Consider the following 25259-nt stretch of genomic DNA (forward strand, 5'->3'; position numbering starts at 1 on the left):
ACAGCAGCGTACCCAACACATCGTGACCCTCGGCGCGGCATCGGCTCTCGCCAGATCCGAACGCGCAGAACATGTTCGTGGATGCCGGGGCCAGTTGGCTGAGCACATAAGCCAGGTGCAGCTCCTCGGGGTGGGATGTTCATTACACACTCCCTGGCCAGTGACCGGGTAATTGGGGCAAGCCCCGAAGGGGTCCGGCAGTAGCTCGGATGCCATCGCTTCGCCCCCGCTTCGGCGTCACTGCCTCGGCAGACGCATGACGATGGCCCCGGCGGCTCACACTGTGATGAGCAACCGGGGCCTCTCGGGTTGTGCTGTTCATGTACGTCGCATCGGGATGCGGGGAGCCGTCGTCAGAAGCGCAGTTCTCGTATCGTGTTGAGGTCGATTCCGTGGCGTGCGTAGATCTTGATCGTGTTCTCGCCGGTGAGGTCGGCTTCGGTATAGCCGAGAAGTTCGGCCACACGGATCACGTCGGCCTTGGTGGCGGCCTCGATCTCGAGATACGGCGGGATCCCGGGCCAGGTATCGAGTTCCAGCTCTGCGCCGTCGAGGGTGTAGCTGATCCGCTTGGTTTCCTGGTACGACTTGGCAGAGAACCCCATCATCTCGAGCACGGCATTGGTGGCGGCGAAGTCATCGACACTCACCTCGACCTCGTGTGTACCGTCGATGGCGTCGCTGGTGATCTCTTTGACCGCGAGCGTGGTGCTATTTCCGTTGTCGCGCAACCTGATCCACTTGCCGTCAACACCGGGGTCGATGTCGTAGACATAGCGGCGCATGAACCGCTCACCAAACTTCTGGCCGCCTTTGTCCAAGATGCGGCGGTCGATGGCGTCGGGATCGATGTCGAGGATCTTCGCTTCGTGCTCGATGGGCACGGGGTCTCCTTCGGGCGTGGGTTCGGGGTGAGGTTATCCGACTCGGCGGGTCGTGAGCCGGGTGTATTCGGCCTCGCGAAGTCCGAGGATTTCGGTGCGTAATGGACTAGTCAGGAACTCTTCTAGAGGTAAGCACAGGTCCATGCGCTGGATGCACACTCCGACTTGGAAGGTGCCGGTGCGGTCGTAGTAGAGGCGCACGCCGTAGAAGCCTTCCTCGCAATCGGTGCCGTTGTTGAACCGGCATCCGGCACAAGTTTGCGGCAATCGGACGGGGCGGATGTGCTTGAAGAGGATGCGCCGCCCATCGGGCAGACGGTAGGCAGTGCGGGAGTTGGAACCTCCGGCGGTGATGTAGTGAGCTTCGGCCACGGCGCCGCGCTCGGCGAAGATGCGTTCTATCGCGGTGATCGAGCTGTCGCCATGATCGAGTGACATGAGCAACCGCACGGTCAGGTTCGGGGAGAACTCATCGAGTAGCCGATGCACTCGTGGGGCGTGTGTGTGGTCGGGGACGACGATGTTGGCGCTGGCTTTGACTCCATGGGTCTCACATGCCGCGATCGACCGTTGGAGTGCATCGATTCTGCGTTGGGCCAGAACAGGATTGCGGTATCGGGGGTGCTGCACCTCGGCCAGTTCGGACGCGGTGGTGCCGAAGATAGAGAAGTTCACCCGGTCCAGTCCGGCAGCGGCACAATCACCGATCACGCGCTCGCCGCGTTCACCGTTGGAGGTCATCCCGACTCGCAACCCGGCGTCCACGGCGATCTTGGTCAGTGTGGCGACGCCCGGATGCAAGGTCGGTTCGCCGCCGGTCAGGTGTACCTCGGTCAGCTCCAGTGCCTCACCGAGCGCCGTGAGCGCATAGGCGAATTCCTCGTTGTCGGGTACCGGGGCTGGGAGGAAGGTCGCGCCATTGGTCTGGGCGTAGATCGACATGCGCCCGCTCGCTCCGGCAGCCAGGAACTCACCAGGCAGACGGTTTCGGTTGTCAACGGCTACCGGTGTGCCTTCGTTATGACAGAACGTGCAGGTCAAGCCACATGCGTCAATAATCTTGACGCGCACAGTGGTGTCTTTGTCGACATGGACGGGGATCGCAGCGCGGGACATAGCCGTGCTCCCTTCGTTCAGTGGTGAATGGTGCCGGTCGGGGAGGCAACCGGTGTGGGTCGGCGTAGCGATCGCGCCGGGCTGGTGGTCTGTTGGTAGCGCGGGCGAGCGCTCGATTGAGGTCGGCGCGGGTGTCGTCGCGGTAGACGCCTAGGTGGCCGCTTGTGCGGCGCGGGTGAGGCCGTGAGGTGTCATGCGGTCTCACCAGGCGCGCGCGGCGGGCATTCGGTTGGTATCCGGGTCAAGGCAGTAGGTACAGGCGTTCGCATGGCAGGCGGGGAAACCCCGCGCATTGTCTGGAATCCACGGCGACGGTGCCGGGTCGGCGGGCGGCCACCTCGCAGACGAAAATCAGCGCCGCCGTCAGGCACGCGACGAAATCCATTCGCACACTGAAGAACTGGATCGTGAGATGGATATCGGGTTCGTCAGGGCAGGGTGAGTGACCGCCGTGGTTCATCGCCTACGCCGCCCGTATAGGCACCCCAGGGCGCATTCGATGACGACCGCGCCGGAGGGGCGGAACACGCTGATAGCCGGAGATACCCACGTACGGACCATCAACGGGTCCGGTGCCGGGGACGGCAACGCGATATCGCCTTCACGGATAACCACCACCCGCGCTTCCCACAATCGGGCGACCTGTTCCGGGCCTCCGATCGGCCGGATATCAGCCCTCACCAAAAAAGTCCACATGGCTGCGCGGGGGTGGCCGATGATCGGCAGCGGCGCGACCCCACGAGCATCGAGGCTGGTTTTGACCCGGTGCGCGAGATCGGTCGGCATCATTACCGCACCGACCAACCCGGCCCGCATCGTGATCCGCCCGGTAACCGGGTCGATGACCGTGGGCAGGGAACACACTCGGCGGTAGAACTCACACCGCGAGCGCGGTGTTTCGGCGAATGTGTTGGTGGGCGGGCCGGTTTGCGTCATCGCTGACCCCCCGGCGGTTCAGCGGGCGGGACGTGTGGCCCGGGCGGGCCGGTCGCCTCGAGTGGTGTCGGTCCGGGCGCGGCCCGCTTCGCGCATCGCTTCCAGCGTGGTCACCAGGTCGGCCAGCGGCGGCCGGGGCGCGGGCGTCGGCGGGGTGAGGTGGCTCATCGAGTCGCCTGTCGGTGCGGGCGACGCTGCCCGGCCGAAATCTGCCATTGCGCCCGCCGATTGTGGAAGGCATAGCCGTTGTGGCACAACGTGTGCAGGACACGCGACACACGCCACCTCTGTGTGTTGAGGTTGTGGGCGATCGTGTCGGCGGTCAGCATCCCGCCCCGCTCGAGGAGGGCGAGAACATCGGTTTCGAGGGTGCTGGTCATCGGGGTTCACCTCTGTCTGTCGGCTCGGCGATCTGGGGGCGCTCGGCGGTGGCTTCGCGAACCCGTCGTCGGTCGTCATCGTTTGGGCCCATCGGGGAGGGGCGTGATGATGTCGTTGGGCTCTTCCAGCACACCTCGTTCGGCGGCAGCATGTAAGGCGCGCGCAACGGGTAGGTGTGTGCGCCGAGGGTGTGCGGAATTGGCCGATGGTCGTCACTGCCGCGGTAGCCATGCCACACTGCGAATATGGGTCGACACCCGAAGCAGCCAAATCATCAGCTATCGGAACTCCTCGCCGAGATCCGAGTAAGCCGGAAAGGATTTGCGCGCCGAATTGTCGAGCGTGGCAGATCAATTGGCATCGAGCTGCGCTACGACCACACATCGGTCGGTCGATGGCTGACCGGTGAGCAACCGACCCAGCCGGGGCCAAATCTGATCGCAGACGTCCTCACCGAATTGTGTGGTCGTCGTGTGGTGCCAGCGGATTGCGGTATGTCCGGTGCGGAGTCGCCTGACTTGGGATTGGAATTCTCGTTGAGCCTCGTGGAGGCGACCGCCTCGGCGACCGCGTTGTGGAGGAGTGATGTGGAGCGTCGCCGGTTTTTAGAGGGCACTGCCTACGCCGTCGCGGTCTACCCGGCCGCGAGCATGCGGTGGCTGACTATGCCGGGTCATGAACACCCGGTCTCATCGCGCGGTCTGCGCCGCGTCGGGGTTGCTGATATCGACGCTGTGCGAACGATGACCACGGCGTTCGGCGATCTCGACAATCAGGTCGGTGGTGGCAAGGTGCGCTCCACAGTCGTGCATTACCTGCACACCTCGGTGACTCCGCTTCTGCGTGGCAGCTACACCGAGCAGATCGGACGGCGGCTATTCGCTGTAGCGGCCGAGCTGACGAAGCTGGCGGGTTGGGCCGCCTACGACCTCGAAGAACATGGCCTCGCGCAAAGGTATTTGATCCAGTCGCTGCGGATGGCACGTGCAGCAGGAGATGCTGCGCTGAGCGCGGAGATTCTTGCCGCGATGAGTCATCAGGCAACCTACGTCGGCCGCCCCGGTGACGCGATCGATCTCGCTCGGGCGGCGCGGATCGCGGCGCGCTCGGCGGGCCTGCCGACATTGGAGGCCGGTTGCCATCTGGTTGAAGCCCATGGGCATGCCGCACGGTCCGACGAGCGGTCCTGCGGTGCATCGCTTAACGAGGCAGAGCGTGCGTTCGATCGGTGCGAGGCGAACCGCCCCAACTGGCTGACCTACCTCGACTCGGCGTATATGTCGGCCAAAGCCGGTCAATGCTTCCAGGAGCTCGGCGAGCATGATCGTGCAGCGAGACTGGCGCGGGTGTCGCTGGACATGAGCGACGGGTACCAGCGCGGGCGTGTGTTCAACTTGTGCTTGCTCGCGTCGAGCCTCGCGGTGGAAGACCCGCGCGAAGCGGTCCGGGTCGGTTCACAGGCACTCGAATTGTCCGGTGGCGTGGAGTCCCGCCGAACCCACGCCTACCTGCGCGATGTGCGGATACGCCTCGCCTCCTACGAGGAAATGCCAGAAGTGGCGGACTTCCGTCAACGGGTGGTGGCGGCTAAGGCAGTGTGAGCGCTCGGTACACGCCGACTACAGTTGCCGCTCCGATGATTTCGCCACGGTCGATCATCTGTACAGCCTCATCGAGGGGCACCCACCGGATTGCCTCGGCTTCATTGATGTCTGGGCGCGTGTCCGTGAGGTCGGCACCGCGAGCAAGATACACCTCCTGCGGCTGGTCAAGAGTGCCGATCGCGGGTTGGTAGGTCACCAGGTGTTGCATGGTGCGCGGACGCCACCCGGTTTCTTCCTCGACTTCGCGGGCCGCTGCCGAGGCCACGTCTTCGGCGTGGTCGACATACCCGCCAGGCAGCTCCCAAACCCACTGGTCGATGATCCACCGGTGCCGGTACATCAGCAGCACCTCGCGGGACTCATTGAGCACCAGGGTCATCGCGCACCGTGGCATCCTTGCGACGTACTGGGTGAACTCCACCCCATCGGGCAGACGGATGTCGGCGGTTGACAACCGGATGTGCCGGTTCTCGTCGAGCATCTGCTCACCGAGGATTGTCCACTGGGTATCGCTCATACCGCTGACGCTAGTGGAATGCGATGGCAGAACGGAATTGCCAAATTCGGAGGCTCCGTCAGATGGTGCCTTGCATCCGGAGAGGCTGAGTGCCCTGGTTACGTCACTATCCGTAGCGGCTTTTCGATGAGCTCCTTCAGAGTTGCCAGGAATTGGGCGGCGATCGCGCCGTCGATGGCACGGTGGTCTGCGGACATGGTGACGCGAAGGATCTTGCGGGCGACCACTTCGTCGTTGTCGAGACGGAGTTCGTCGGCGGCAGCTCCTACGGCGAGGATCGCGGATTCGGGCGAGTTGATCACCGCGGTGAATTGTTCGATGCCGAACATGCCGAGGTTGGAGATGGTGAAGGTGCCGCCCGACATGTCTTCGGCGCGAAGCTTGCGATCGCGGGCGCGGGTCGCCTTGTCGCGGCTTTCGGTCGCGATCTCGGAAACGCTCTTGCGGTCGGCGTCACGGATCACCGGAACGAGGAGTCCGACCGGGGTCGCCACGGCGACACCGATGTGGATTCCCTGGTGGCGCAACAGCTTGTCGCCCGCGAAACTCACGTTGACCGAGGGATCCTTGCGCAGCGCGACCGCGACCGCCTTGACGAGCAGGTCGTTCACGCTGACCTTGCTCTCGCCCGCCGCGTCCAGGGTCGCGTTGATCCGGGCACGGAAGGCGAACAGCTCGGTCACGTCGATCGCGCTGGTCAGATAGAAGTGCGGTGCCTGCTGCTTGCTCTCGGTGAGCCGAGTTGCCGAGACGCGCTGAATATTGGTGAGCTCGACCTCCTCGAACTCTCCGGACGCCGGAACAGGCTGCACGGCAACCACACTCACCTCAGGTGACGGCGTCGAGATGTCAGCGGAGGCGGCGGTGTGGGCCGCCTCCACGTCTCGTTTCGTGACCCGCCCACCAGGACCGGTGCCCACCACGGAGTCCATATCGACCCGCAACTCGCGGGCGATCTTGCGGGCGAGCGGCGAGGACTTGACCACGCCTGCCCGCGCCGAGACCGAGACGGTGTCACCGTGCGAAACGCGCTGTGGCTCATCGTCTCGGACTGTCGAGCCGACATCGGCGGGCGCGGCGCCGGATTGCGGCACCGCGGCAGCGGAATCCACGATCGATGTGGTGCCGTCGCCGACGAGCGCGATCGGTTCACCGATCGCGACACGAACGCCCGGTTCGGCGAGGATCCGCTCGAGCACTCCGTCGTCGTAGGCTTCGAGTTCCATCAGCGCTTTGTCGGTTTCGATCTCGGCGACGATCTCGCCGCGGGTGATCTGGTCGCCGACCTGCTTGAGCCAGGCGGAGACGACGCCGTCCTCCATGGTGTCGGAGAGCCGGGGCATGACGATTTCGGGCATGATCTTGTCCGTCCTGTTCCTGGTTCTCAGCGCCGCCGGCCGACAGCGGCCAGGGTTTCCGTCACCGCGGTATAGAGCGATTCCGCGGACGGCAAGGCGAGCTTCTCCAGCGGCTTGGCATACGGCAGCGGAACCTCGGCCATCGCGACACGGCGAACGGGGGCGTCGAGGTAGTCGAAGGCACCGTCGGAAATGGAAGCCGCGATTTCCGCGCCGATACCGTAGGTGAGCCAGTCGTCCTCGCCGATCACCGCGCACCCGGTCTTGCGGACCGAGGCCACGATGGTGTCGCGATCCAGCGGACGCAAGCTACGCAGGTCGATCACCTCCACCGAGATCCCCTCGCCCGCAAGGCGTTGGGCGACCTCGGTCGCGACGGTGGCCATGCGGGAGTAGCCGATCAGCGTGATGTCGGTGCCCTCCCGGGTGACCGCCGCTTTGCCGATCTGGACAGGTGCAAGATCGTCGGGCACTTCGCCTTTGGTGTTGTAGAGCGACAGATTCTCCAGGAACAACACCGGATCGTCGTCTTCGATCGCGGCCTTGAGCAAGGCCCGCGCATCGGCGGGCGTACTGGGTGCCACGACTTTCAGGCCGGGTACGAAGGCGTAGTACAACTCGATGTTCTGCGAATGCGTCGCCCCGAGTTGCTGGCCGCCGCCACCGGGAGTCCGGATCACCATGGGTACATTGGTCTGCCCGCCGAACATGCCGTAGATCTTCGCGGCGTGGTTGACGATCTGGTCCAGCGCCAGCAGCGAGAAGTTGATCGTCATGATCTCCACGACCGGGCGCAATCCGAGCATCGCGGCGCCGATCGCCGCACCGACGAACCCCTCCTCGGCGATGGGGGTGTCGCGTACTCGCTTCTCGCCGAACTCCTCGAGCAGACCGGCGGTGATCTTGTAGGAGCCTTCGAAAACGCCGATCTCCTCACCGATCAGGAAAACGTCGTCATCGCGTCGCATCTCTTCGCGCAGGGTTTCGCGCAGCGCTTCGCGATAGGTCATGACAGGCACAGTGGGAGTCCTCAGTGGGTGAAGAGCGGATCGGCGGGCAGACGGCGGGAATCGCCCGGCACCGGCGTGGCGTAGGTGTAGTCGAACAGGCTCGACGGCTCCGGATGCGGGCTCGCGTCGGCGAATTCGACGGCGGCGGCGACACCGTCGGCCACCTCGCGGTCGAGATCGGCCAGCGATGCTTCGGTGAGCACACCGGTGGCGAGCAAACGCTGCTGCCACAACACGATCGGGTCGTGTTCACGCGCTGTGGCGACGGTTTCGGTGCTGCGGTATTTGGCCGGGTCGACCACCGAGTGGCCCTTGAGCCGATAGCTGACCGCTTCGAGCAGTGCGGGTTTGCCTTCCCGGCGGGCGTCTTCGATGAGCTCACTCGCCAGGTCGCGCACGGCCAGCACATCGGTGCCGTCCACCCGTTCGCCGCGCATGCGATAGGCGGCGGCGCGCTTCCACAGATCCGGTTCGGCCGAGGACTTCTCGACCGTGGTGCCCATGCCGGTCTGGTTGTTGATCACCAGGAACACCACCGGCAGCCGCCACAGCGCCGCGATGTTGAGCGACTCGTGGAAGGCGCCGATATTGGTGGTGCCCTCCCCCATCTGGCACACCACGACGTCGTCGCCGTCGTGGTAGTCGATCGCCAGCGCGGCGCCGATCGCCAGGGGAACCTGACCGCCCACGATGGCGTAGCCGCCCAGCAGCCGGGTCGCGGTGTCGTACATGTGCATCGAGCCACCCCACCCCTTGGAGGTGCCGGTGGAGCGGCCGTAGAGCTCGGCCATCACGCGACCCGGTTCGATGCCCTTGGCCAGTGCGTATCCGTGTTCGCGATAGTTCGTAAACAGGTAGTCGGTGGGGCGCATCGCGGCGCCGAGGCCGACGACCGTGGCTTCTTCGCCGAGATTGAGATGGCAGTAGCCGCCGATCTTGGCCTGCTGGTAACTCTGTGCGGTGCGCTCCTCGAAGCGCCGGATGAACAGCATGTCGCGGTAGAGACCGCGCAGGGTCTCGGGATTCTCGGCCGCGACAGCGGCGTCGACGTCCGCGACGGGCTCGGTGGTTTCGGACGGCTTGCGGGCGGGCTCGCTCCGCGCGGTGGTCGTAGTCATGTCGAGTTCCTCAACGCTTGCGTGGCGCGATGTGTACCGGCAGTCCGAGTCCGGCCATGGCCGCCTCCATGCCGATTTCGCCGAGAGTGGGGTGGGCGTGGATGGTGTCGGCCAGCTCGTCGAGCGTGGCTTCCAGCGAGATCGCCAGCGCGCCTTCGGCGATCAGATCGCTGGCGGATGGGCCGATGATGTGCACGCCGAGCACTTCCTGATGTGCCTGTCCCGCAACGATTTTGATGAACCCCTCGGTCTCGCCGAAAGTCTTGGCCCGGCCCAGTGCCGCGAACGGGAACTTGGCGGTGATCACCTCATGACCTGCCGCGCGGGCGGCGTCCGCGGTGAGACCGACGCTCGCGATCTCCGGGTGGGTGAACGTCGCGGCCGGGATGACGGTGTAGTCGATGTGGGTGTCGTGCCCGGCGATCACCTCGGCCGCGGTGATGCCCTGATGGGAGGCGACGTGGGCGAGCAGGGCCCGGCCGGTCACGTCGCCGATGGCGTAGACGTGCTCGACGCCGGTGCGCAGCCGGTCGTCGACCTCGATGAAACCGCGCGCGTCCGTGGCGATTCCGGCCACATCGAGACCGAGCTCCGCGGTGTTGGGGCGTCGCCCCACGCCGACGAGGACGACATCGGCGTCGAGTTCCTGTGCCGCGGGGCCGCCGACCGATACCCGCAGCGGGTCACCCTCGGCGATCGCCGTGACGGTGGCGCCGGTGAGGACGGTGATGCCACGCTTGCGCAACGATCGACCGAGTGCGTCGCCGATCTCTTTGTCCTCCAACGGAACCAGGCGATCCTGCATCTCCACGACCGTGACCTGGCTGCCGAACGTGGCGAACAGGCTGGCCCATTCCGCGCCGACCGCGCTGCCGCCGATGATCACCAGTCGCCGCGGTACCTCGGACAGTCCGAACGCGCCGTCGGAGGTGACGACGCCGGGCAAATCCGCGCCCGGGATCGGAAGCCGCGCGGGCACCGAACCGGTCGCGACGATCACGTCGCGCGCGCTCACCCGGCGAAGCGCCGTTCCCGCGGGCGCGGCGTAGCGGGGGCCACCGTCGAAGATCGGTGAGGCGCCGACCTCGTGAACCTCCACGACAGTGGGTTCGACGAACCGGGCGTGCCCCTCGATCACCGTGACGCCGTTGGCCTTCAGCAGACCGGCGACGCCATCGGTCAGTTCTTTGACGATGGCGTCCTTGCGTTGGCGCACCGCGCCGAAGTCGTAGCGGACATTGTCGGCGTACACACCGAATTCCGCTGCGGTGGTAAGAGTCTGGAAGACCTCCGCCGAGCGGAGCATCGCCTTGGTGGGGATACACCCCCAGTTCAGGCACACGCCGCCGGGGCGCTCCTTCTCCACCACGCAGACCTTCAGGCCGCGTTGCGCGGCACGGATGGCGGCCACATATCCGCCCGGTCCACCACCGATCACCAAGAGATCGAATTCCAGCACTCGTGGTGCTCCTCAGCTCGAACGATCAACCCATCCACGGTCGTGGCTTGGATCATCTGTCGAGTCTCACGGTCCACAAATGCACAAACAACCAACCGGCAGCCCAGAATTCGGGGCCCGAAAATGGGCGCAGCGCCCAATCGATCGCAATTGCGGGGTACTCAGCCGGATGTGCGCACGCCCATCTCCAGCGCGGCCAAGGCGAGGGAAAGCTCCAGGTAGGACCGCTGGCCTTCCAGTCGCCGACCCAGCAGGGCGGAGATTCGCTGGAGCCGGTTGATCACCGTGTTGCGGTGGCAGTGCAGTCGCGGCGCGGCATTCGCCGCCGAGCAGTTCTCTTCGAGCCAGATCGCCAGGGTGCGCAACAGGATCTCGTGCTCCTTGGCCGGCAGTTCCAGTACCGGGCCTAGGGTGCGCGCGACCATCAGCGCGGTCAGGTCAGGAGAGCGCAGCAACAGTGCTTCGGGGTAGCGCTGCTCCAACGACACCAGTCCCCGCGCTGTCGCGGGCAAGGTCTCCAAGCCGAGCATCGCCAGCGCGTGGCCCGTCTCGATCTGCGCCAGTCCCTGCACCACCGGTGATGACGCTGCCCGGCCCCGGATCCGGCTTCCCACCTGGTCCAGCACGGCGGAGCCGTCTCGCTGCTCGAGCGAGACCAGCCCCACCATGGTCTCGACGCGGTCGTGCCAGACCGACCGAATACCCAAGGCCGCCAACGCGGTTTCGGTGCCGATCTCCACGTGCGGACGGTCTCCGCGCACCGCGACCACCAGGTAACCGCCGTGGACGGGCAGGTTCAGCTCGCGCGCCGCACGCGCGGCGAAGGTCGCGTCGCGCGCGCTGCCGGCCAGCAGGTCCTCGATCACGCCGTGCCGGCGCCGCTCGTCGCGACGTACCTGCTCCAGTTCGGTGCTGCGGTAGGAGGTGACCAGCGACGACGACATGCCGTCGATCGCCGACCAGGTAGCCACCCCGATCTTGCGGACCTCACCCGGCGGGAGTTCGCCCGCCTTGTCGAGCAGCGCCTCCCACACGATCTGCCCGCCGAGCCGGAACGTGCGCAACATGACCTCGAGGGGCACACCCTGGGCCGCCCGATTGCGGCCGATGGCGGCGGCGACATCGTCGCGATCCGGGCCTGTCACCTCACCGGCGACCAGATCGAGCACCCTGGTCAGATAGCGGCAGCACGCATGGCGCAGGTCATCGCGGCTGACCGGCGAGTAGTCCGTCCACTCCGGAATATCGGTGAAGATCGCGGCGATCAACTGCCTGGTCAGCGCGGGAATCTCGGTTCGGCACGCGGCCACCAGCTCCCGCGTACCCACCGGGGGAAGGGTGTGCTCGGATCTCGCGGCCATAGCGCTAGACGCTACGCCCGCCGCGTCGTTGCCACAGCTGCGGCGCAGCGCGGGCCATAGTGGTCGAATGGGTAACCAGTCGACGATCGCGACCGCGTTCCAACCCCTGTTACGAGCCACGCTGGGCCCACGCCCGGCGGTGGGGTTCGAGTTCTGGGACGGCAGCACCATCCACCCCGACGGTGAGAGTCCCGGCACGATGCGCGTGCGCTCCGAGGACGCGCTGCGCCACCTGGTCTGGGCGCCGGGTGAGCTCGGCTTGGCGCGTGCCTTCGTCTCCGGCGCGGTGGATCTCGACGGCGATATCTTCACGATGCTTCGCGCACTCCAGTCGACCGCGCCGAACGACGCCCGACTCGGTCTCGGTGCGACATGGCAGGCCGTCGGCGCGGCGCGCCGGCTCGGGGCGCTCGGTCGCCGTCTGGAACCGCCCCCGGAGGAAGCGCGCCCGCAGCGCGGACCGCTACACACCAAACGCCGCGACGCGGCGGCGATCAGTCATCACTACGACGTCAGCAACGACTTCTACCGGCTGGTGCTCGGACCGAGCATGACCTACTCCTGTGCGCGGTTCGTGCCGGACGACGACGGCTCGCTCGAGGCCGCCCAGCAGTCCAAGCACGACCTGATCTGCCGCAAGCTGGGCCTGGCCGAGCAGCCGGGTACGCGCCTGCTCGACGTGGGATGCGGCTGGGGCTCCATGGCGATCCACGCGGCATCGACCTATGGCGCGCAGGTCGTCGGCGTCACCATCAGCAGCGCTCAGGTCGAGCTCGCCCGGAAACGAGTCGCCGAGGCGGGGTTGTCGGACAGGATCGAGATCAGGCTTGCCGACTATCGGGACCTGCGCGGCGAGGAGTTCGACGCCATCTCCTCGATCGGCATGTTCGAACACGTCGGTTCCGGACGCGCCGCCGAGTACTTCGACACCCTGCGCGCCCTGCTGCACCCGCGCGGACGGCTGCTCAACCACGCCATTTCCTCGCCGGGCGGATCCGTCATGCGCCATCGTTCGTTCATCGGTCGCTATGTGTTCCCGGACGGTGAACTCGTCGATGTGGGCGAGGTCGTGCTGGCCATGCAACGTGCCGGCTTCGAGGTTCGCGACGTCGAGGCCCTGCGCGAGCACTACGAGCGCACCCTCCGCGTGTGGGTCGCGAATCTGGAAAACGCTTGGGAGCAGGCGGTTTCGCTCGTCGGCGAGGGTCGAGCACGAATCTGGCGGCTGTACATGGCCGCCTCCGCGCTGGGTTTCGAGGACGGCGGACTCGGGATTCACCAGGTACTCGGCGTGGTGCCCGAAGCGACAGGGAACGCCGAGATGCCCGCGACACGGCGCGACTGGGGCTAGTCCGCACGGATCAGCGCAACAGCTCGCATAATGATCACCGCCTCGATATGATGAATCATTTATGCATCGAATAGAGCGACCGCTGACGAGCACAGGGAGCGGGTGATGAGCATGCGGTGTGTGGTTTTCGGCGCGACCGGCTACATCGGGGGACGGTTGGTGCCCGAGCTGCTCCAGGCCGGCCATCAGGTCCGGGTGGTGGCCAGGACCCCGGAGAAACTGGCGGAGGTTCCCTGGCGGGATCAGGTCGAGATAGTCCGTGGCGATGTCACCGACGATGACCGGGTGCAAGCCGCCGTCGCCGCCCAGGAGGTCGTCTACTACCTGGTGCACTCGTTGGCCCGGGAGGACTTCTCCGACATCGACCGCGAGGCGGCGCGGCTCGTCGCGACCGCGTCGAGCTCGGCCGCAGTCCGCCGCATCGTCTACCTCGGCGGCATCGTCCCGGAGCACGCGACGCTGTCGCGCCACCTCGCCTCCCGAGCCGAGGTCGGCGAGATTCTGCGCGAATCCGGTGTTCCCACAGCGGAACTGCGCGCCGCGGTGATCATCGGATCCGGTTCGGCCAGTTTCGAGATGCTGCGATACCTGTCCGAACGTCTGCCCGCGATGATCACCCCACGATGGGTGCACAACCGGATCCAGCCCATCGCCGTCCGCGACGTCCTCTACTACCTGGTGCACGCCGCGGAGTTGCCCACCGACGTCAATCGCGCGTTCGATATCGGCGGCCCCGATGTGATGACCTACTTGGTCATGATGCGCGAATACGCTGTCGTCGCCGGCCTGACTCGTCGCGTGGTGCTCCCGGTCCCGGTGCTCACGCCGTGGCTGTCGGCGCAATGGGTCAACCTCGTGACCCCCGTGCCGCGCGCGCTGGCCGTTCCGCTCATCGAGTCGCTCGTCCATGAAGTCGTGTGCGGCGAGCACGATATCGCCACCTACATCCCCGATCCCGCCGACGGTCTCACCCGCTACGACCGGGCCGTGGAGCTGGCGCTGACTCGTATCCGCCATGCCGACGTCCCCACCCGCTGGTCCGATGCCAGCACCTTCGGCGCGCCCTCGGATCCCCTGCCCACCGACCCCGCGTGGTCGGGCGGCTCGCTCTACGAGGATCTCCGCGAGCAGCACACCGACGCCGACCCCGACACCGTCTGGGCGGTGATCGAAGCCATCGGCGGCGAGAACGGCTGGTACTCGTTCCCGCTGGCCTGGTCACTGCGCGGCTGGATCGACCGTGTCAGCGGCGGTGTCGGGTTGCGCCGCGGCCGAAAACACCCCCGCCGGCTGCACTCGGGCGAAGCCTTGGACTGGTGGCGCGTCGAATATATCGACCGGCCCCATCTTCTGCGGCTGCGCGCCGAGATGCAGCTCCCGGGACTGGCGTGGCTCGAACTGGGCGTCGAACCGGACCCGAACGGCGGCTCCCGCTATCGGCAGCGGGCCATCTTCCAGCCGCACGGTCTGGCCGGGCACCTCTATTGGAAGGCGATCACGCCGTTTCACCACGCCGTGTTCGGCGGCATGGTCCGCAATATCACCGGGACTGCCGAACGCGCCCCCGCCGACGGTGCGACGTCGGCGCGCTGAAGATCAGCCTGCCGCTTTCGTCAGCGCGCGAGCGCGGCTGCCTCGCCGCGCCCACAGCGCACGAGCCAACGCCGAACCCGCCACGCGAGTACGACGCGCGTTGCCCACGGTGGCTCGCGCGGTGAACACCGCGAACTCCGACTCCTCGATGCGGTCGAGAATCTCCGAGTACAGCACCGCCGCGGTGGCCACGCAGGGTCGCGACACCGGGTGTAGCTGTGCGATTCCGCGGTCGGCGTATCGATACCAGTCGCGCGCGATCGCGTGTTGCGCGGCCAGCGCGGATCGGACCTCGGCGTCGATGCGCCGACGAGAACGGCACCACTGCAACCGAGCGCGGTCCACACCGTGGGCGGCCAGCTCGTCGGCCGGTAGGTACACCCGGCCGCGGTCGAGATCCTCGGCGACATCGCGGAGAAAGTTGGTGAGCTGAAACGCTTTTCCCAGCGCCGCCGCGTACGGGGCCGCGTCGGCTCGTTCGCCGACGGTGCCGAGCACCGGCAGTACTTGCAGACCGATCACATCGGCCGAACCGTGCACATAGCGGTCGAGGGCGGCCCGGTCGGGGTAGTCGGTGACGGTCAGATCCATGCGCATCGAGTCGAGGAATTCGTCGAACAGGACGTGGTCTATCTCGTATCGGGCGGCGGTATCGGCCAGCGCGGCGAATATCGGGTCGTCGACCGGCGTACCGGAAAGGCTGTCATGCAGGTCTTTGGTCACCGCGTCCAGCCGATCCGCCGGAGTGCCCGCCGAATCGTCGGTCAGCGGTTCGTCGACGATGTCGTCGGCCCACCGGGCGAAGCCGTAGAGAGCGTGGATCGCCGGTCGCTGAGCGGGCGCGAGCAACCGGGTGGCGAGGAAGAAGGTGCGCCCATGGCGGGCGTTGAGTTCCCTGCAGCGCTGGTACGCCGCGCGCAATCGCACATCGCGGATACCGGCCGCGTCGAGTTCTGTGCGAATCATCGTCGTTCGCCTCCGATCGAGGTCGAGGTGGAAGGCCGCGACACGGGCACCGTGCCGGTGACGCGGTCGGCGGCGAGGCGGCCCGACAGCAACGCCGTCGGAACACCCACGCCGGGGACTGTGCCGCAGCCCGCCAGCACCGCGTTGCTCACACCGCGCGGCAGGTTCGCGGGGCGAAAGGGGCCGGTTTGGGCGAAGGTGTGCGCGAGCGAGAACGGGGTCCCGGCCAGCAAGCCCTGTCGCTGCCAGTCGGCGGGCGTATCCAGATGCACGACCCGGGCGTCGCCGACGAAGCCGGGAACCAGCCGGTTCTCGACGATCGCGGCCAGCTCCTCGCCGTAGGCGGTGGCCCGGCGATCCCAGTCGAGGTCTCCGCCGCGGTAGAGGTTGGGCACGGGGGCGAGGACGGTGAACAGGTCGCGACCGGGCGGGGCCAGGGTGGGGTCGGTCGCGGTCGGGCGGGTCACCAGCAACGACGGGTCGGTCATCACTGTTCCGGCACCGATCAGTTCGTCGAAGGTCTGTTCCCAGGCCGCGCCGAAGACGAGGTTGTGATGTGCGGTCGGCACCGATTCGGGGACACCGACGTGCATGACGACGGCGGACGGCGCCGGGCGCCAACTGCTCGGGCGGCGCGGGACTCGGTCGAGCAGCTCGTAGGCGGTGGGAAGTTCGGTCGCCAGAACGACAGCGTCGCAAGGAATTCGGCGGCCACGCTCGGTGCGGACGGCGGTGATCCGGGATCCGCGCCGTTCCAGGTTGTCGACTGTCTCGCCGTAGCAGAACGTCACACCGGCATCGACAGCGGCGGCAGCCAGGGCGTCGGGGAGCGCGCGCATTCCCCCGCGCGGAAAACAGACCCCGCCCACGGTGTCCATATAGGAGATCACCGCGTACAGCGCCAGTGCGCGTTGTGGCGCGACACCCGCGTAGAGCGACTGGAAGGTGAACACCCGGCGCAGCCGTTCATCGGTCAGGAACGATCCGATCGCCCTGTCGAGGCGACGGAATCCGCCCAATGCGATCAACCGCGCGAAGGCCGGTGTCAGAAGTCCGAGCGGAGAGTCGACATTCGAGGCGATGAACCGGTCGAACTCGACCTGGTACAGCTCGCTCAGCCACGCGCGCAGGCGGCGATATCCTTCGACCTCCTTCGGTCCGGCGAACGCCAGGACCGATTCCTCCATGGCCGATGCGTCGCTGTGGATATCGAGCCCGGTGCCGTCGGCGAAGTGTGCGCGGTAGGCGGGGGCGACGGGCAACAACGCCAACCGGGACTCGAGGCTGTCACCGACCGCGGCGAGGGTGTCGGCGACGATGTCGGGCATGGTGAGCACCGAGGGTCCGGTGTCGAGCAGATAGCCGTCGACGTCGCGCCGCCCGGCCCGACCGCCGGGGACGGTGTCGCGCTCCACCACGGTGACGGTGCGTCCGCGTCCTGCCAGGTGTAGCGCGGCGGCCAGTCCTGCCAGCCCGGCCCCGACGACGACCACCTCATCGGTCGTTCCCGATATCGTGCGCATTGCTTCCTTTCAGTCGGAGCGGCGGGTGCGCCGGTCAGTGCGAGCGGTGCGTGCACAACAGCGCCATGCGGTGCAGCGCGTCGGTCACCGATGGTTCGAGGTCGGCGTTCTCGAGGAGCCGACGGGCGTGTTCGACACGCTCGCCGATCATCTGCTCGGCGCGTCGGCGCGCGCCGCTGCCGGTGATCACGGCCTGGGCGAGTGCGACGGCCTGCTCGTCGATGAACTCGGCCCGCCAGAGATCGCGTAGCCGGGCGCGATCCGACGGCTCGGCGAGTTGATCGGCCAGCGCGATCACGGTGGTCGCCTTGCGTTCACGGACGTCGTCTCCGGCGGGTTTTCCGGTAGTCGACGGGTCGCCGAAGATGCCGAGAAGGTCGTCGCGGAGCTGGAACGCTTCCCCGATCACGTCGCCGTATTCCCCGAGAACACCCATCACCGTCTCGTCGCAGCCGGCCATCGCGGCACCCAATTCGAGCGGGCGGCGCACGGTGTAGTTGCCGGATTTGCGCCGCGCGATATCGAGCACCGCACCGACGCTCGGAAGCCGGTTCGCGTCGTTGGTCAGGTCCGCGAGCTGGCCTACCGCCAGCTCGCTGCGCATCGCGTCGTAGCGAGGCCATGCCCGATCCAGCGCCGCGGCGGGCAAGCCACTCTCGCGCAGCATGCGCTCGGCCCACACCAGGAACAGGTCGGCCAGCAGGATCGCCGCGGACTCGCCGAATCGGGCCGACGATCCCGACAATCCTTGATCGCGGTGCCACGCGGCGAGCCGCAGATGGGTCGACTGTTGTCCCCGCCGGACCGTCGACTCGTCCATCACATCGTCTTGCACCAGCGCGAACGCGTGCAGGAGCTCCGCACTCGCGGCCGCACGCAGCGCGGCTTCGGATTCCCCGGCGCCACCGCACAGCCAGCCGAGGTAGACGAACACCGACCGTACGCATTTGCCGCCCGACGCGAAATCGACCATCAATCGGCCCGGTAGCGAGAATCCCGCCGGGTCGAGTTCTGCCCTGCAGCGCGAGCGGACGAACTCGTCGACATGACCGCGGACCGAACTTTGTGTGCGCGCGAGCCAGTCCGCGAACCGCAGGGCTCCGTCGCCGCTGATGGCGGGTTCGCAGGGTCGAAGCGCGATTGCTACTCGTTCGGCATCCACCAGTCGATTGTGACACCGATCGAGCCAAAATGCATCATTTGCGCATCGTTTGATCGCTCGGCGAGCTCCGCTCTGGTCACTCGACTTCGGCAGTCCGATTCGCACTTTCGACGGCCGGGTGTCCGTGGGTACCCGGCGAGTGGTGTGAGATCCGGCGGCCCGCGCACCTCGGCGACGCGCGTGGGTGCCGCATCGACCGGCACGGGCCTCACCCTCCCCTCCGGGGTGAGGCCCGCATCGGGGCCGCTGATCGAGCGGCGCACCAGGCCCCGGATCTCCAGCGGCCGCCGGGGGCGGAAGAGCCGCGAGACTCGAGGTCGGCCAGGATTGTGAACTGTCAGTTGGCGATGCCGACCGCTGCGCGCAGGTGCCGGCGCTGCTCGGTGATGTCGAGCATGAAGTCGGCGGCATCGCCGCAGGTGATGGAGTAGCCCGTCGCACGGCCGGTCGGGTCGACCTTGACGGTTCCCTTGTCGGCACCCGTCTTCAAGGCCGGAAGGCGCACGGCTGTCCACGCCAGCTCACAGGCTGCGAGTTGGGTTTCCATCGCCACTTTGGCATCGAGGATGGGCGGCAGGCGCCGGGCGAACAGCGGCACCAGGACTCGGCGGAAAAGGAGGGCACCGGAACCGGGGAGTCCCATGTTGCTCGCGCACACGAGTCGGTCGACGCCGTGCGCGCGCATCTGCTCGATGATCACGCGTGTGGCGTCGGGTACGAGGTCGTTGGGTTTGCCGTCGCCGAGTCCACCGACACCCAGGTACTGGATCACGGCGTCGGTGCCGTCCAGCGCGCGCTCGACGGCCGCCGGGACCAACGCATCGCCGCGCACGACGCGAACACCGGGTGGCGCTTTGTCGGCGCTTGCCTGGGAGCGAGCCAGGACCGTCACGTCGTGCCCGCGTTCGAGCGCTTTCGTGACAACGGCGCTGCCGCCCATACCGGTCGAACCGAAGACCACCAGTTTCATGTTCCGTGCCCCGCCTCTGTGGTCGTGCGAGATCGCGACCGCCCACCGGGCGACCCCCTCACGACAGTAGTCACTGTTGTTTGAAACGACAGTATCTACTGTCGTATGGTCGGTCAAGACGGAAGGCGGACACATGGTCAGAACTTGGGCGACAGACGATCCCAAGGCCGGGCTCATGGCGCGCAAACGTGCCCAGATCGTCGCGGCCGCGCGTACGGCATTCCTCGACGAGGGCTACGCCGCGAGCTCGGTCAACAAGATCGCCGACGACGCCGGCGTCTCGATCAAGACCCTCTACCGCCACTTCGAGACGAAAGACGAGCTCTTCACCGCCGTCATCGCAGGTCTGTGCGCACCAGCGGGGGAAACACCCCGAAACCCCGCCTGGCACACCGATCCACCCGAGGTCGGCTTGGTTCGCGCGGGCGAGGAATACCTTCGCCATGTCCTCTCCGCCGAACAGCTCGCGCTCTACCGGGTTGTCGCCCACGACGCGGATCGTTTTCCCGAACTCGGGCGCATCTATCGGCGCGAAGTCCTCGGTCGCGGCGGCCTCGTCTTCGTGTCCTATCTGGACCGGTGGTGCGAGCAGTCGGGCTGGCGAATCGCCGACAAGTACGAGGCGGCCGCGGTGTTCGGCGGCCTACTGAAGGCTGGGATCTTCGACCAGGTACTACTCGGCGGAGCGCACCCCGACGCCGAGCAGATCACCCGCCGAGCACGCGACGCGGCCGACCGACTCCTGGCCATCATCGAAGCGGGCGACCTGTGACCGCGCGGACGTTGCCGCAAACCGCCTTCACCGCCGCACAGAGGCTTTCGCCGTCCGCCGCCGATCCGGGGTTTCTGTGCGAGTTCCACGACAATCGCCCTAGGCTTGGCCCGATCTCGTCGACGACACCGCCTCCGGCAACGGCAGCGCGGCCCGGACCCCGAGGATTCCGATGACCCTCTCCCCCACCATGTCTCGCGCGCTCACCGCGATAGCGCTCACCGCGACAGCCACAGTCCTTCCCGCCGCGCAGACCGCTTCCGCCGAACCGGTTTCGTGCCCGCAATGGACGCGGCACACCGTCGCGGCGGGTTACGGAATACTGGAGAATCTGGGGTTCGACGGTCGTGGAAATCTGCTGCTGGCAGAACAATCCGCCACTGGATCAGCCGGTAGCCTGCAACGCCTCGGCGCCGACGGCTCGCGATCTGTCGCGGTCGCCGACGTCGAAAGCCCCGGGGCGATCCTGACCGTCGGCGACACCGCGTATTTCACGACGGGCAACAGCGTCACCTCCGCCCTCACCGACCGCGCCGACGGGACGATTCACGCCCTGCACCTCGACAGCGGCACCGTGACGCCGGTGGCCACCGGCCTGACCATGCCGAACGGGTTGGCGCAGTTGCCCAACGGCGACTTCGTCGTCAGCAGAGACATCGGCGCCGGCACCCTGACCCGGGTCACCCCCGGCAACATCGCGACCCCGTACGCGCCGTCGCTGAGCTCCACCAACGGCCTCGCGTTCGACCCGCACCGCAACCGGCTCATCGTCTCGACGACGTTCGACCCCACCTCGGTCATCGCCGCCGTCGACTACGCCGATCCCGACAGCCCACCGCGCCAGGCCGTGATTCCCGGTGCCGGGCCACTGAACTCGGCCGACGATCTGACCGTCGGCCCGGATGGCACGGCGTACGTGACCCTCAACGTGGCCGGCGCAGTTCAGCAGGTCGATGTGGACACCGGCCGGACCTGCGCGATCGCGGAGGGTCTGCCGTTGTCGTCGTCGGTACGGTTCGGGTCCGGACCCGGCTGGGATCCGAACGCCCTGTACGTCACCAGTTTCCTCGGAACTGTCACCAAGCTGACGCCGCCCTGATCATCGGTTGAGGCAGACCATCCCCAGCAGCGGGCCGTACCGATTCTCGGCGCTGCCCACCGCGACCAACAAGCCGCCGACCGGGCTACAGAGCACGTCCAGACTCGACGAGCCGGTGTCCGCAACCGGCTGCTGGGCGTGCGCGGAGCTCGCACCGACAGCGGAGGCGAGCAGAAAGAGAGCGAGTGCGGACGACGCCGCGAGCTTGTTCACAGCTCCACCGTGCCGTGCGCCCTCGCGGCGCGCACGCCCCGAATTGCGGGGGCGCGCACCGAGAACCACACGGCACCGAGCGAATTGCCCACGCGGGCGAGCACTTCGTGAACCCTCACCCGCGTCGGATCATTCGGTCACGGCGTGACGCTCGAATGTTCGGCTGTCGTCGACACCTGATGCCACCAGGTGGCGATCCGGTCGACCACCGGCCCTGGCGTGCGCACCCACTTGATGTGGTCGTTCGACGCACCAACCGGTACCTCCGCGGCGCGGTAGTCCCATCGGGTGACCCGGCCAGGGGTGAACAGTCGACGCGCGAACGCCTCGATACCGCGTCGCGGTGCCAGTGCGTCGTCTTCGAGGGCGATCACCAGCGTTGGTGTATCGATCGTGCCCAGCGCGGGGTAGGGCGGGCGACCGGTCAGGACCATGGCGGCCCACTCACGCATTTGCGTGCGCGCTCCGGGGGCACCGAAGGCAGGTTTGGGCAGATAGCCGAAGACGGCCGTGATGACCGGCACGAGCGAAGCCATGATCGCCACGGGTAGACCGAGATTCGGAAAATGCCGATGGTAGGGCAGACTGCCGCCGACGGTCACCATGCCGTCGGCGCCGGGGTGGTTGAGCTCGTGGCCAGCGACGAGTTGGGCGCCGAGGCTGTGTCCGAGGACGATGACCGGCCGGGCGGGGTTCTCCTGGCGGACGGCGGTCACCGCCTGTGCGATGGTGTCGATCTCGTCCTGGTAGGACCAGTCGTTGTGCCGCGATGCCCGCGGCGCGCCCCGTTCGAAGCCCCGGCGGGGCAGCGCCCGCGCGCTCCAGCCGAGGTCGGTGAATGCCGCGACGAGCGGGGCATAGAAGCGCGAACCGATGGCCATGGCCGGCGCGATCAGGACGATCGGTGAATCCGCTTCCGACCCGGTACCGCCCGGCTGCCGGTTGCTCGACCTGTTCACTGATGCACTCCTTCGTTCGTCCGGTACGCCCGTCGAGTCGTTGACGGCGGGCAACCCCGAGGCTAATGTTAGCAGCGAAAACATCGGGTGCGGGCATGCCGGCTCTTCCGCCATCCCGACCGCCTGGCGTCCCCTCTGTCGCGAGTACGACCACACCCAGGAGGAACCTGTTGTGACGAAAGTTCTGATGGTCATCACGGCCGCGGATCGCTGGACATTGAAAGACGGCACGGTACACCCGTCCGGCTACTGGGCCGAAGAAGTCGCCTTTCCGCACCGCGCTTTCACCGAAGCGGGATGGGACATCACTATCGCGACTCCGGGCGGTAAGAAACCGACGCTCGACCGGCTCAGTCTCGGGATCTCCGGCGGAATGCCGGGAAAGCGCCGCGAAATAGAGCGCTACCTGGACGGTATCCAGGACGCGCTCGCCACCCCGGTCCCGCTCGACGCTGTCGACGCCGATTCTTTCGACGTCGTCTTCTACCCGGGTGGTCACGGCCCGATGGAAGATCTGGCCTACGACGAGACCTCCGGCGCGCTGCTCGCCGACCGGCTGGCCTCGGGCAAGCCCCTGGCTCTGCTCTGCCACGCTCCCGCGGCGATCACGGCAGCGACCGGGACCGACGGAAAGAATCCGTTCGCCGGTCGCCGGATGACCGGCCTGTCCAATCGGGAAGAGCTGCTCAACCGGTTCGCCTGGAAAGCGCCGTGGCTGCTCGAGGACAAGCTCAAAGAGCTGGGGGTCGACTATTCGAAGGCGCTGATCCCCTTGCGGCCGCACATCGTGGTCGACGGAAACCTCTACACCGGACAGAACCCGCAATCTTCCGAGGAGCTCGCCGACCGACTCATCACCGACGTCGGCGCAGCCTGGTTGTTGACCTGACCGCGAAACGGTCACATCACGCCAGTGTTGACAGTGCTTACATTGCCGATTAGCGTCGGGATCGCCTCGCAAAGCAAGCAAAGGGAGCTGCGCCGATGTCAACGAGTCAACAGAGCACTGTCCGGGTAGATCTCGGCGGTCGCTCGATCGCCGTCCCGGAAGGCGGTCTCTACGACAGATATCGCATGAATCCGGACCTGGACGAGATAGCGCGCGATTCCCGGGTCAGCGGTGTCGACTTCTTCCGGCAGCTCCCCAAGACCAAGGTCGACTCGCTGATCGGCGAGACCTACACGCCGAATTTCTACTACCGGATGTCGAGTGCCTGGCTCACGATGCTGGCCCGTTCGCGCGCGATCCGTTCCCGACTCCCCGCCGAGCTGGCGCCGCTGGAAGTGTTCCCCGGCTTCGGCTTGGTCTCGGTCATGTTCTTCCGCTACGACGTCTGCGATATCGACTTCTACACCGAGGCCGCCGTGGGCATCGCGGTTCGACCGGCCAGACACGGCAAGCTCGGTGTCGCCGACCTGCTCACCGGCCTCGACAGCGACCGCCTGGATTCCTATGTGCTGTCGCTGCCGGTGAGCACCGAGATCGCCCAGGTCCGTGGGCACGAGGGCTACGGCTTCCCCAAGTGGGTCACCGAGATCGAATTCGACGTCGACGACGCCCGGACCACCGGCCGGGTCCTCGACGACAGTGGCGCGACGGATCTGGCCTTGTCGGTAGCCACACCGGCCCAGACCGGATACCCCAGCGGTGCGCGGGTATCGACGCTCACCTCCTACACCTCGATCAAGGGCGGCTGGCACTCGACATTGAGCCAGACCAACGTCCTTTCGGTAGGCAGCACGACGATGCCACGCAACGTCACGCTGACGATGGGCCACGGCCGGCTGTCGCGGGATCTGCGATCACTCGCGCCGATCAAGACCTTGCGCCTCGACGTGATGAGCGAAGGCCAGAACGCCTTGCACATGCCGGTTCCGACCTCGGTCCCGACAAGGGCACAGGACAGCACAGCGCCTGAATGAACACCCGACCAGAAGGAGATCGTGATGACCGAAATCAAGCCGGTTCTCGAGCCCGAGGCAGCGGAGTTCGCGAAAGCCACCGATACCCCGCCGTTCCTTTTCCAGTTGCCACCGGCGCAGGGACGCCAGGCGGTCGACGAGGTCCAATCGGGTGATATCGACAAACCCGCCATCGACGAGGAATGGATCACCGTCGAGGGCGGGCCGACCGGTTCGGTGAAAGTCCGCATCGTCAAACCGGCGGGTACCACCGGCACGCTTCCGGTGATCTTCTACATCCACGGCGCGGGCTGGGTATTCGGCAATGCGCACACCCATGATCGACTGGTCCGCGAACTCGCGATCGGTGCCGATGCCGCCGTGGTGTTCCCGGAATACGACCTGTCGCCGGAAGCGAAGTACCCGACGGCGATCGAACAGAACTACGCCGCCGCGCAATGGGTGTTCGCGCACGGTGCCGAAAAGGGTCTCGACGCTATGCGTTTCGCGGCCGTCGGCGATTCGGTGGGCGGCAACATGACCGCCGTGCTCACCTTGATGGCCAAGGACCGTGGCGATGTGCGGATCTCGCAGCAGGTGCTGTTCTATCCGGTCACCGACGCCGATTTCGACACCGCGTCCTACCACCAGTTCGCCGAGCACTACTTTCTCGCTCGCGAGGGCATGCGCTGGTTCTGGGACCAATACACCGACAACGACGCCCAGCGTGCCGAGATCTACGCGTCGCCGCTGCGGGCTTCGGTCGATCAACTCGCGGGTCTGCCACCCGCGCTGGTGATCACCGGGGAAGCCGACGTCCTGCGTGACGAGGGCGAGGCCTACGCGGCCAAGCTCAGGGCGGCCGGAGTACCGGTCACCCAGGTGCGCTTCGGCGGCATCATCCACGACTTCGTGATGATCAATTCGATGCGCTCGACGCACGCGGCCGGCGCCGCCATCAAGCTGGCGCAGGACACCCTGCGCGCGGCACTGCACTGAATCCGA

Annotated in this window: 25 protein-coding genes; 8 read left to right on the forward strand and 17 right to left on the reverse strand. The window is 66.8% G+C overall.

Annotated features, from left to right (window positions below; translation table 11 throughout):
* Window positions 1-353 precede the first annotated feature (353 nt).
* The 4 genes from ACFWFP_RS11445 to ACFWFP_RS11460 form a co-directional block, all read right to left on the reverse strand.
* Window positions 354-884, reverse strand: coding sequence for a class IV adenylate cyclase (locus ACFWFP_RS11445; RefSeq protein WP_379294641.1), 531 nt, complete (start codon window positions 882-884; stop codon window positions 354-356).
* Between the two features lie 33 nt (window positions 885-917).
* On the reverse strand, window positions 918-2000 hold the full coding sequence (locus ACFWFP_RS11450) for a radical SAM protein (protein WP_379294642.1): 1083 nt from the start codon (window positions 1998-2000) through the stop codon (window positions 918-920).
* Between the two features lie 954 nt (window positions 2001-2954).
* Window positions 2955-3104, reverse strand: a complete 150-nt coding sequence (locus ACFWFP_RS11455) for a hypothetical protein (RefSeq protein WP_379294643.1) — start codon at window positions 3102-3104, stop codon at window positions 2955-2957.
* On the reverse strand, window positions 3101-3316 hold the full coding sequence (locus ACFWFP_RS11460) for a hypothetical protein (protein WP_379294644.1): 216 nt from the start codon (window positions 3314-3316) through the stop codon (window positions 3101-3103). The genes ACFWFP_RS11455 and ACFWFP_RS11460 overlap by 4 nt, the downstream gene beginning before the upstream one ends.
* Window positions 3317-3562: 246 nt before the next feature.
* Between ACFWFP_RS11460 and ACFWFP_RS11465 the strand changes: the two genes are divergently transcribed.
* Window positions 3563-4918, forward strand: a complete 1356-nt coding sequence (locus ACFWFP_RS11465; RefSeq protein ID WP_379294645.1) for a hypothetical protein — start codon at window positions 3563-3565, stop codon at window positions 4916-4918.
* Here ACFWFP_RS11465 and ACFWFP_RS11470 read toward each other — a convergent pair.
* From ACFWFP_RS11470 to ACFWFP_RS11495, 6 genes are all read right to left on the reverse strand, one after another.
* A complete protein-coding gene (locus ACFWFP_RS11470) occupies window positions 4905-5402 on the reverse strand; it encodes an NUDIX hydrolase (protein ID WP_379294646.1) in 498 nt (165 codons plus the stop codon). The two genes, ACFWFP_RS11465 and ACFWFP_RS11470, sit on opposite strands and share 14 nt — an antisense overlap.
* 134 nt (window positions 5403-5536) lie before the next feature.
* Window positions 5537-6796, reverse strand: a complete 1260-nt coding sequence (locus ACFWFP_RS11475; protein WP_379294647.1) for a dihydrolipoamide acetyltransferase family protein — start codon at window positions 6794-6796, stop codon at window positions 5537-5539.
* A 26-nt stretch (window positions 6797-6822) separates the two neighbouring features.
* Window positions 6823-7806, reverse strand: a complete 984-nt coding sequence (locus tag ACFWFP_RS11480; protein WP_379294648.1) for an alpha-ketoacid dehydrogenase subunit beta — start codon at window positions 7804-7806, stop codon at window positions 6823-6825.
* 20 nt (window positions 7807-7826) lie between these two features.
* Window positions 7827-8924: a pyruvate dehydrogenase (acetyl-transferring) E1 component subunit alpha gene (pdhA, locus tag ACFWFP_RS11485; RefSeq protein WP_379294649.1), complete on the reverse strand. Its 1098-nt coding sequence runs from the start codon at window positions 8922-8924 to the stop codon at window positions 7827-7829.
* A gap of 10 nt (window positions 8925-8934) precedes the next feature.
* Window positions 8935-10383 (reverse strand): dihydrolipoyl dehydrogenase, encoded by a 1449-nt coding sequence (lpdA, locus tag ACFWFP_RS11490; protein ID WP_379294650.1) that lies wholly within the window; start codon window positions 10381-10383, stop codon window positions 8935-8937.
* Window positions 10384-10544: 161 nt separating this feature from the next.
* Window positions 10545-11744, reverse strand: coding sequence for a PucR family transcriptional regulator (locus ACFWFP_RS11495; RefSeq protein WP_379294651.1), 1200 nt, complete (start codon window positions 11742-11744; stop codon window positions 10545-10547).
* A 67-nt stretch (window positions 11745-11811) separates the two neighbouring features.
* On the opposite strand from ACFWFP_RS11495, the gene ACFWFP_RS11500 reads away from it, so the two are divergent.
* The gene (locus tag ACFWFP_RS11500) at window positions 11812-13095 is read left to right on the forward strand and encodes a class I SAM-dependent methyltransferase (protein WP_379294652.1); all 1284 of its coding nucleotides are present in this window, start codon (window positions 11812-11814) and stop codon (window positions 13093-13095) included.
* 105 nt (window positions 13096-13200) lie between these two features.
* Entirely contained in the window at window positions 13201-14688 is a 1488-nt protein-coding gene (locus ACFWFP_RS11505; protein ID WP_379294653.1) for an SDR family oxidoreductase, read from the forward strand.
* A gap of 3 nt (window positions 14689-14691) precedes the next feature.
* On the opposite strand, the gene ACFWFP_RS11510 is transcribed toward ACFWFP_RS11505, so the two are convergent.
* The 4 genes from ACFWFP_RS11510 to ACFWFP_RS11525 form a co-directional block, all read right to left on the reverse strand.
* Complete coding sequence (locus ACFWFP_RS11510) at window positions 14692-15654, reverse strand: phytoene/squalene synthase family protein (RefSeq protein WP_379294654.1); 963 nt, start codon at window positions 15652-15654, stop codon at window positions 14692-14694.
* Window positions 15651-17177 (reverse strand): phytoene desaturase family protein, encoded by a 1527-nt coding sequence (crtI, locus tag ACFWFP_RS11515; protein ID WP_379294655.1) that lies wholly within the window; start codon window positions 17175-17177, stop codon window positions 15651-15653. Before crtI ends, ACFWFP_RS11510 begins: the two co-directional genes overlap by 4 nt.
* A gap of 34 nt (window positions 17178-17211) precedes the next feature.
* On the reverse strand, window positions 17212-18339 hold the full coding sequence (locus tag ACFWFP_RS11520) for a polyprenyl synthetase family protein (RefSeq protein WP_379294656.1): 1128 nt from the start codon (window positions 18337-18339) through the stop codon (window positions 17212-17214).
* 337 nt (window positions 18340-18676) lie between these two features.
* Window positions 18677-19309 carry an NAD(P)-dependent oxidoreductase gene (locus tag ACFWFP_RS11525; RefSeq protein ID WP_379294657.1) on the reverse strand — a complete coding sequence of 211 codons (633 nt, stop codon included), beginning with the start codon at window positions 19307-19309 and terminating at the stop codon, window positions 18677-18679.
* Between the two features lie 133 nt (window positions 19310-19442).
* On the opposite strand from ACFWFP_RS11525, the gene ACFWFP_RS11530 reads away from it, so the two are divergent.
* Both ACFWFP_RS11530 and ACFWFP_RS11535 read left to right on the forward strand, forming a co-directional pair.
* Complete coding sequence (locus tag ACFWFP_RS11530; protein WP_379294658.1) at window positions 19443-20081, forward strand: TetR/AcrR family transcriptional regulator; 639 nt, start codon at window positions 19443-19445, stop codon at window positions 20079-20081.
* A gap of 172 nt (window positions 20082-20253) precedes the next feature.
* Window positions 20254-21180 carry an SMP-30/gluconolactonase/LRE family protein gene (locus tag ACFWFP_RS11535; protein WP_379294659.1) on the forward strand — a complete coding sequence of 309 codons (927 nt, stop codon included), beginning with the start codon at window positions 20254-20256 and terminating at the stop codon, window positions 21178-21180.
* Here ACFWFP_RS11535 and ACFWFP_RS11540 read toward each other — a convergent pair whose 3' ends face one another.
* From ACFWFP_RS11540 to ACFWFP_RS11550, 3 genes are read right to left on the reverse strand one after another with little or no spacing between them, the layout of a single operon-like run.
* Window positions 21181-21393 carry a hypothetical protein gene (locus ACFWFP_RS11540; RefSeq protein WP_379294660.1) on the reverse strand — a complete coding sequence of 71 codons (213 nt, stop codon included), beginning with the start codon at window positions 21391-21393 and terminating at the stop codon, window positions 21181-21183. It abuts the gene before it with no gap.
* Window positions 21390-21512 carry a hypothetical protein gene (locus ACFWFP_RS11545; RefSeq protein WP_379294661.1) on the reverse strand — a complete coding sequence of 41 codons (123 nt, stop codon included), beginning with the start codon at window positions 21510-21512 and terminating at the stop codon, window positions 21390-21392. The genes ACFWFP_RS11540 and ACFWFP_RS11545 overlap by 4 nt, the downstream gene beginning before the upstream one ends.
* A gap of 18 nt (window positions 21513-21530) precedes the next feature.
* The gene (locus ACFWFP_RS11550) at window positions 21531-22352 is read right to left on the reverse strand and encodes a serine aminopeptidase domain-containing protein (protein WP_379294662.1); all 822 of its coding nucleotides are present in this window, start codon (window positions 22350-22352) and stop codon (window positions 21531-21533) included.
* Window positions 22353-22524: 172 nt separating this feature from the next.
* Between ACFWFP_RS11550 and ACFWFP_RS11555 the strand changes: the two genes are divergently transcribed.
* The 3 genes from ACFWFP_RS11555 to ACFWFP_RS11565 all read left to right on the forward strand — a co-directional run bounded on the left by ACFWFP_RS11555 (window position 22525) and on the right by ACFWFP_RS11565 (window position 25253).
* Window positions 22525-23241 carry a type 1 glutamine amidotransferase domain-containing protein gene (locus ACFWFP_RS11555; RefSeq protein ID WP_379294663.1) on the forward strand — a complete coding sequence of 239 codons (717 nt, stop codon included), beginning with the start codon at window positions 22525-22527 and terminating at the stop codon, window positions 23239-23241.
* Between the two features lie 95 nt (window positions 23242-23336).
* A complete protein-coding gene (locus ACFWFP_RS11560) occupies window positions 23337-24275 on the forward strand; it encodes an acetoacetate decarboxylase family protein (protein ID WP_379294664.1) in 939 nt (312 codons plus the stop codon).
* A gap of 24 nt (window positions 24276-24299) precedes the next feature.
* On the forward strand, window positions 24300-25253 hold the full coding sequence (locus tag ACFWFP_RS11565; protein ID WP_379294665.1) for an alpha/beta hydrolase: 954 nt from the start codon (window positions 24300-24302) through the stop codon (window positions 25251-25253).
* The last annotated feature ends 6 nt before the right edge of the window (window positions 25254-25259 follow it).

This window comes from Nocardia sp. NPDC060249, assembly GCF_042728755.1.
Classification (GTDB): domain Bacteria; phylum Actinomycetota; class Actinomycetes; order Mycobacteriales; family Mycobacteriaceae; genus Nocardia.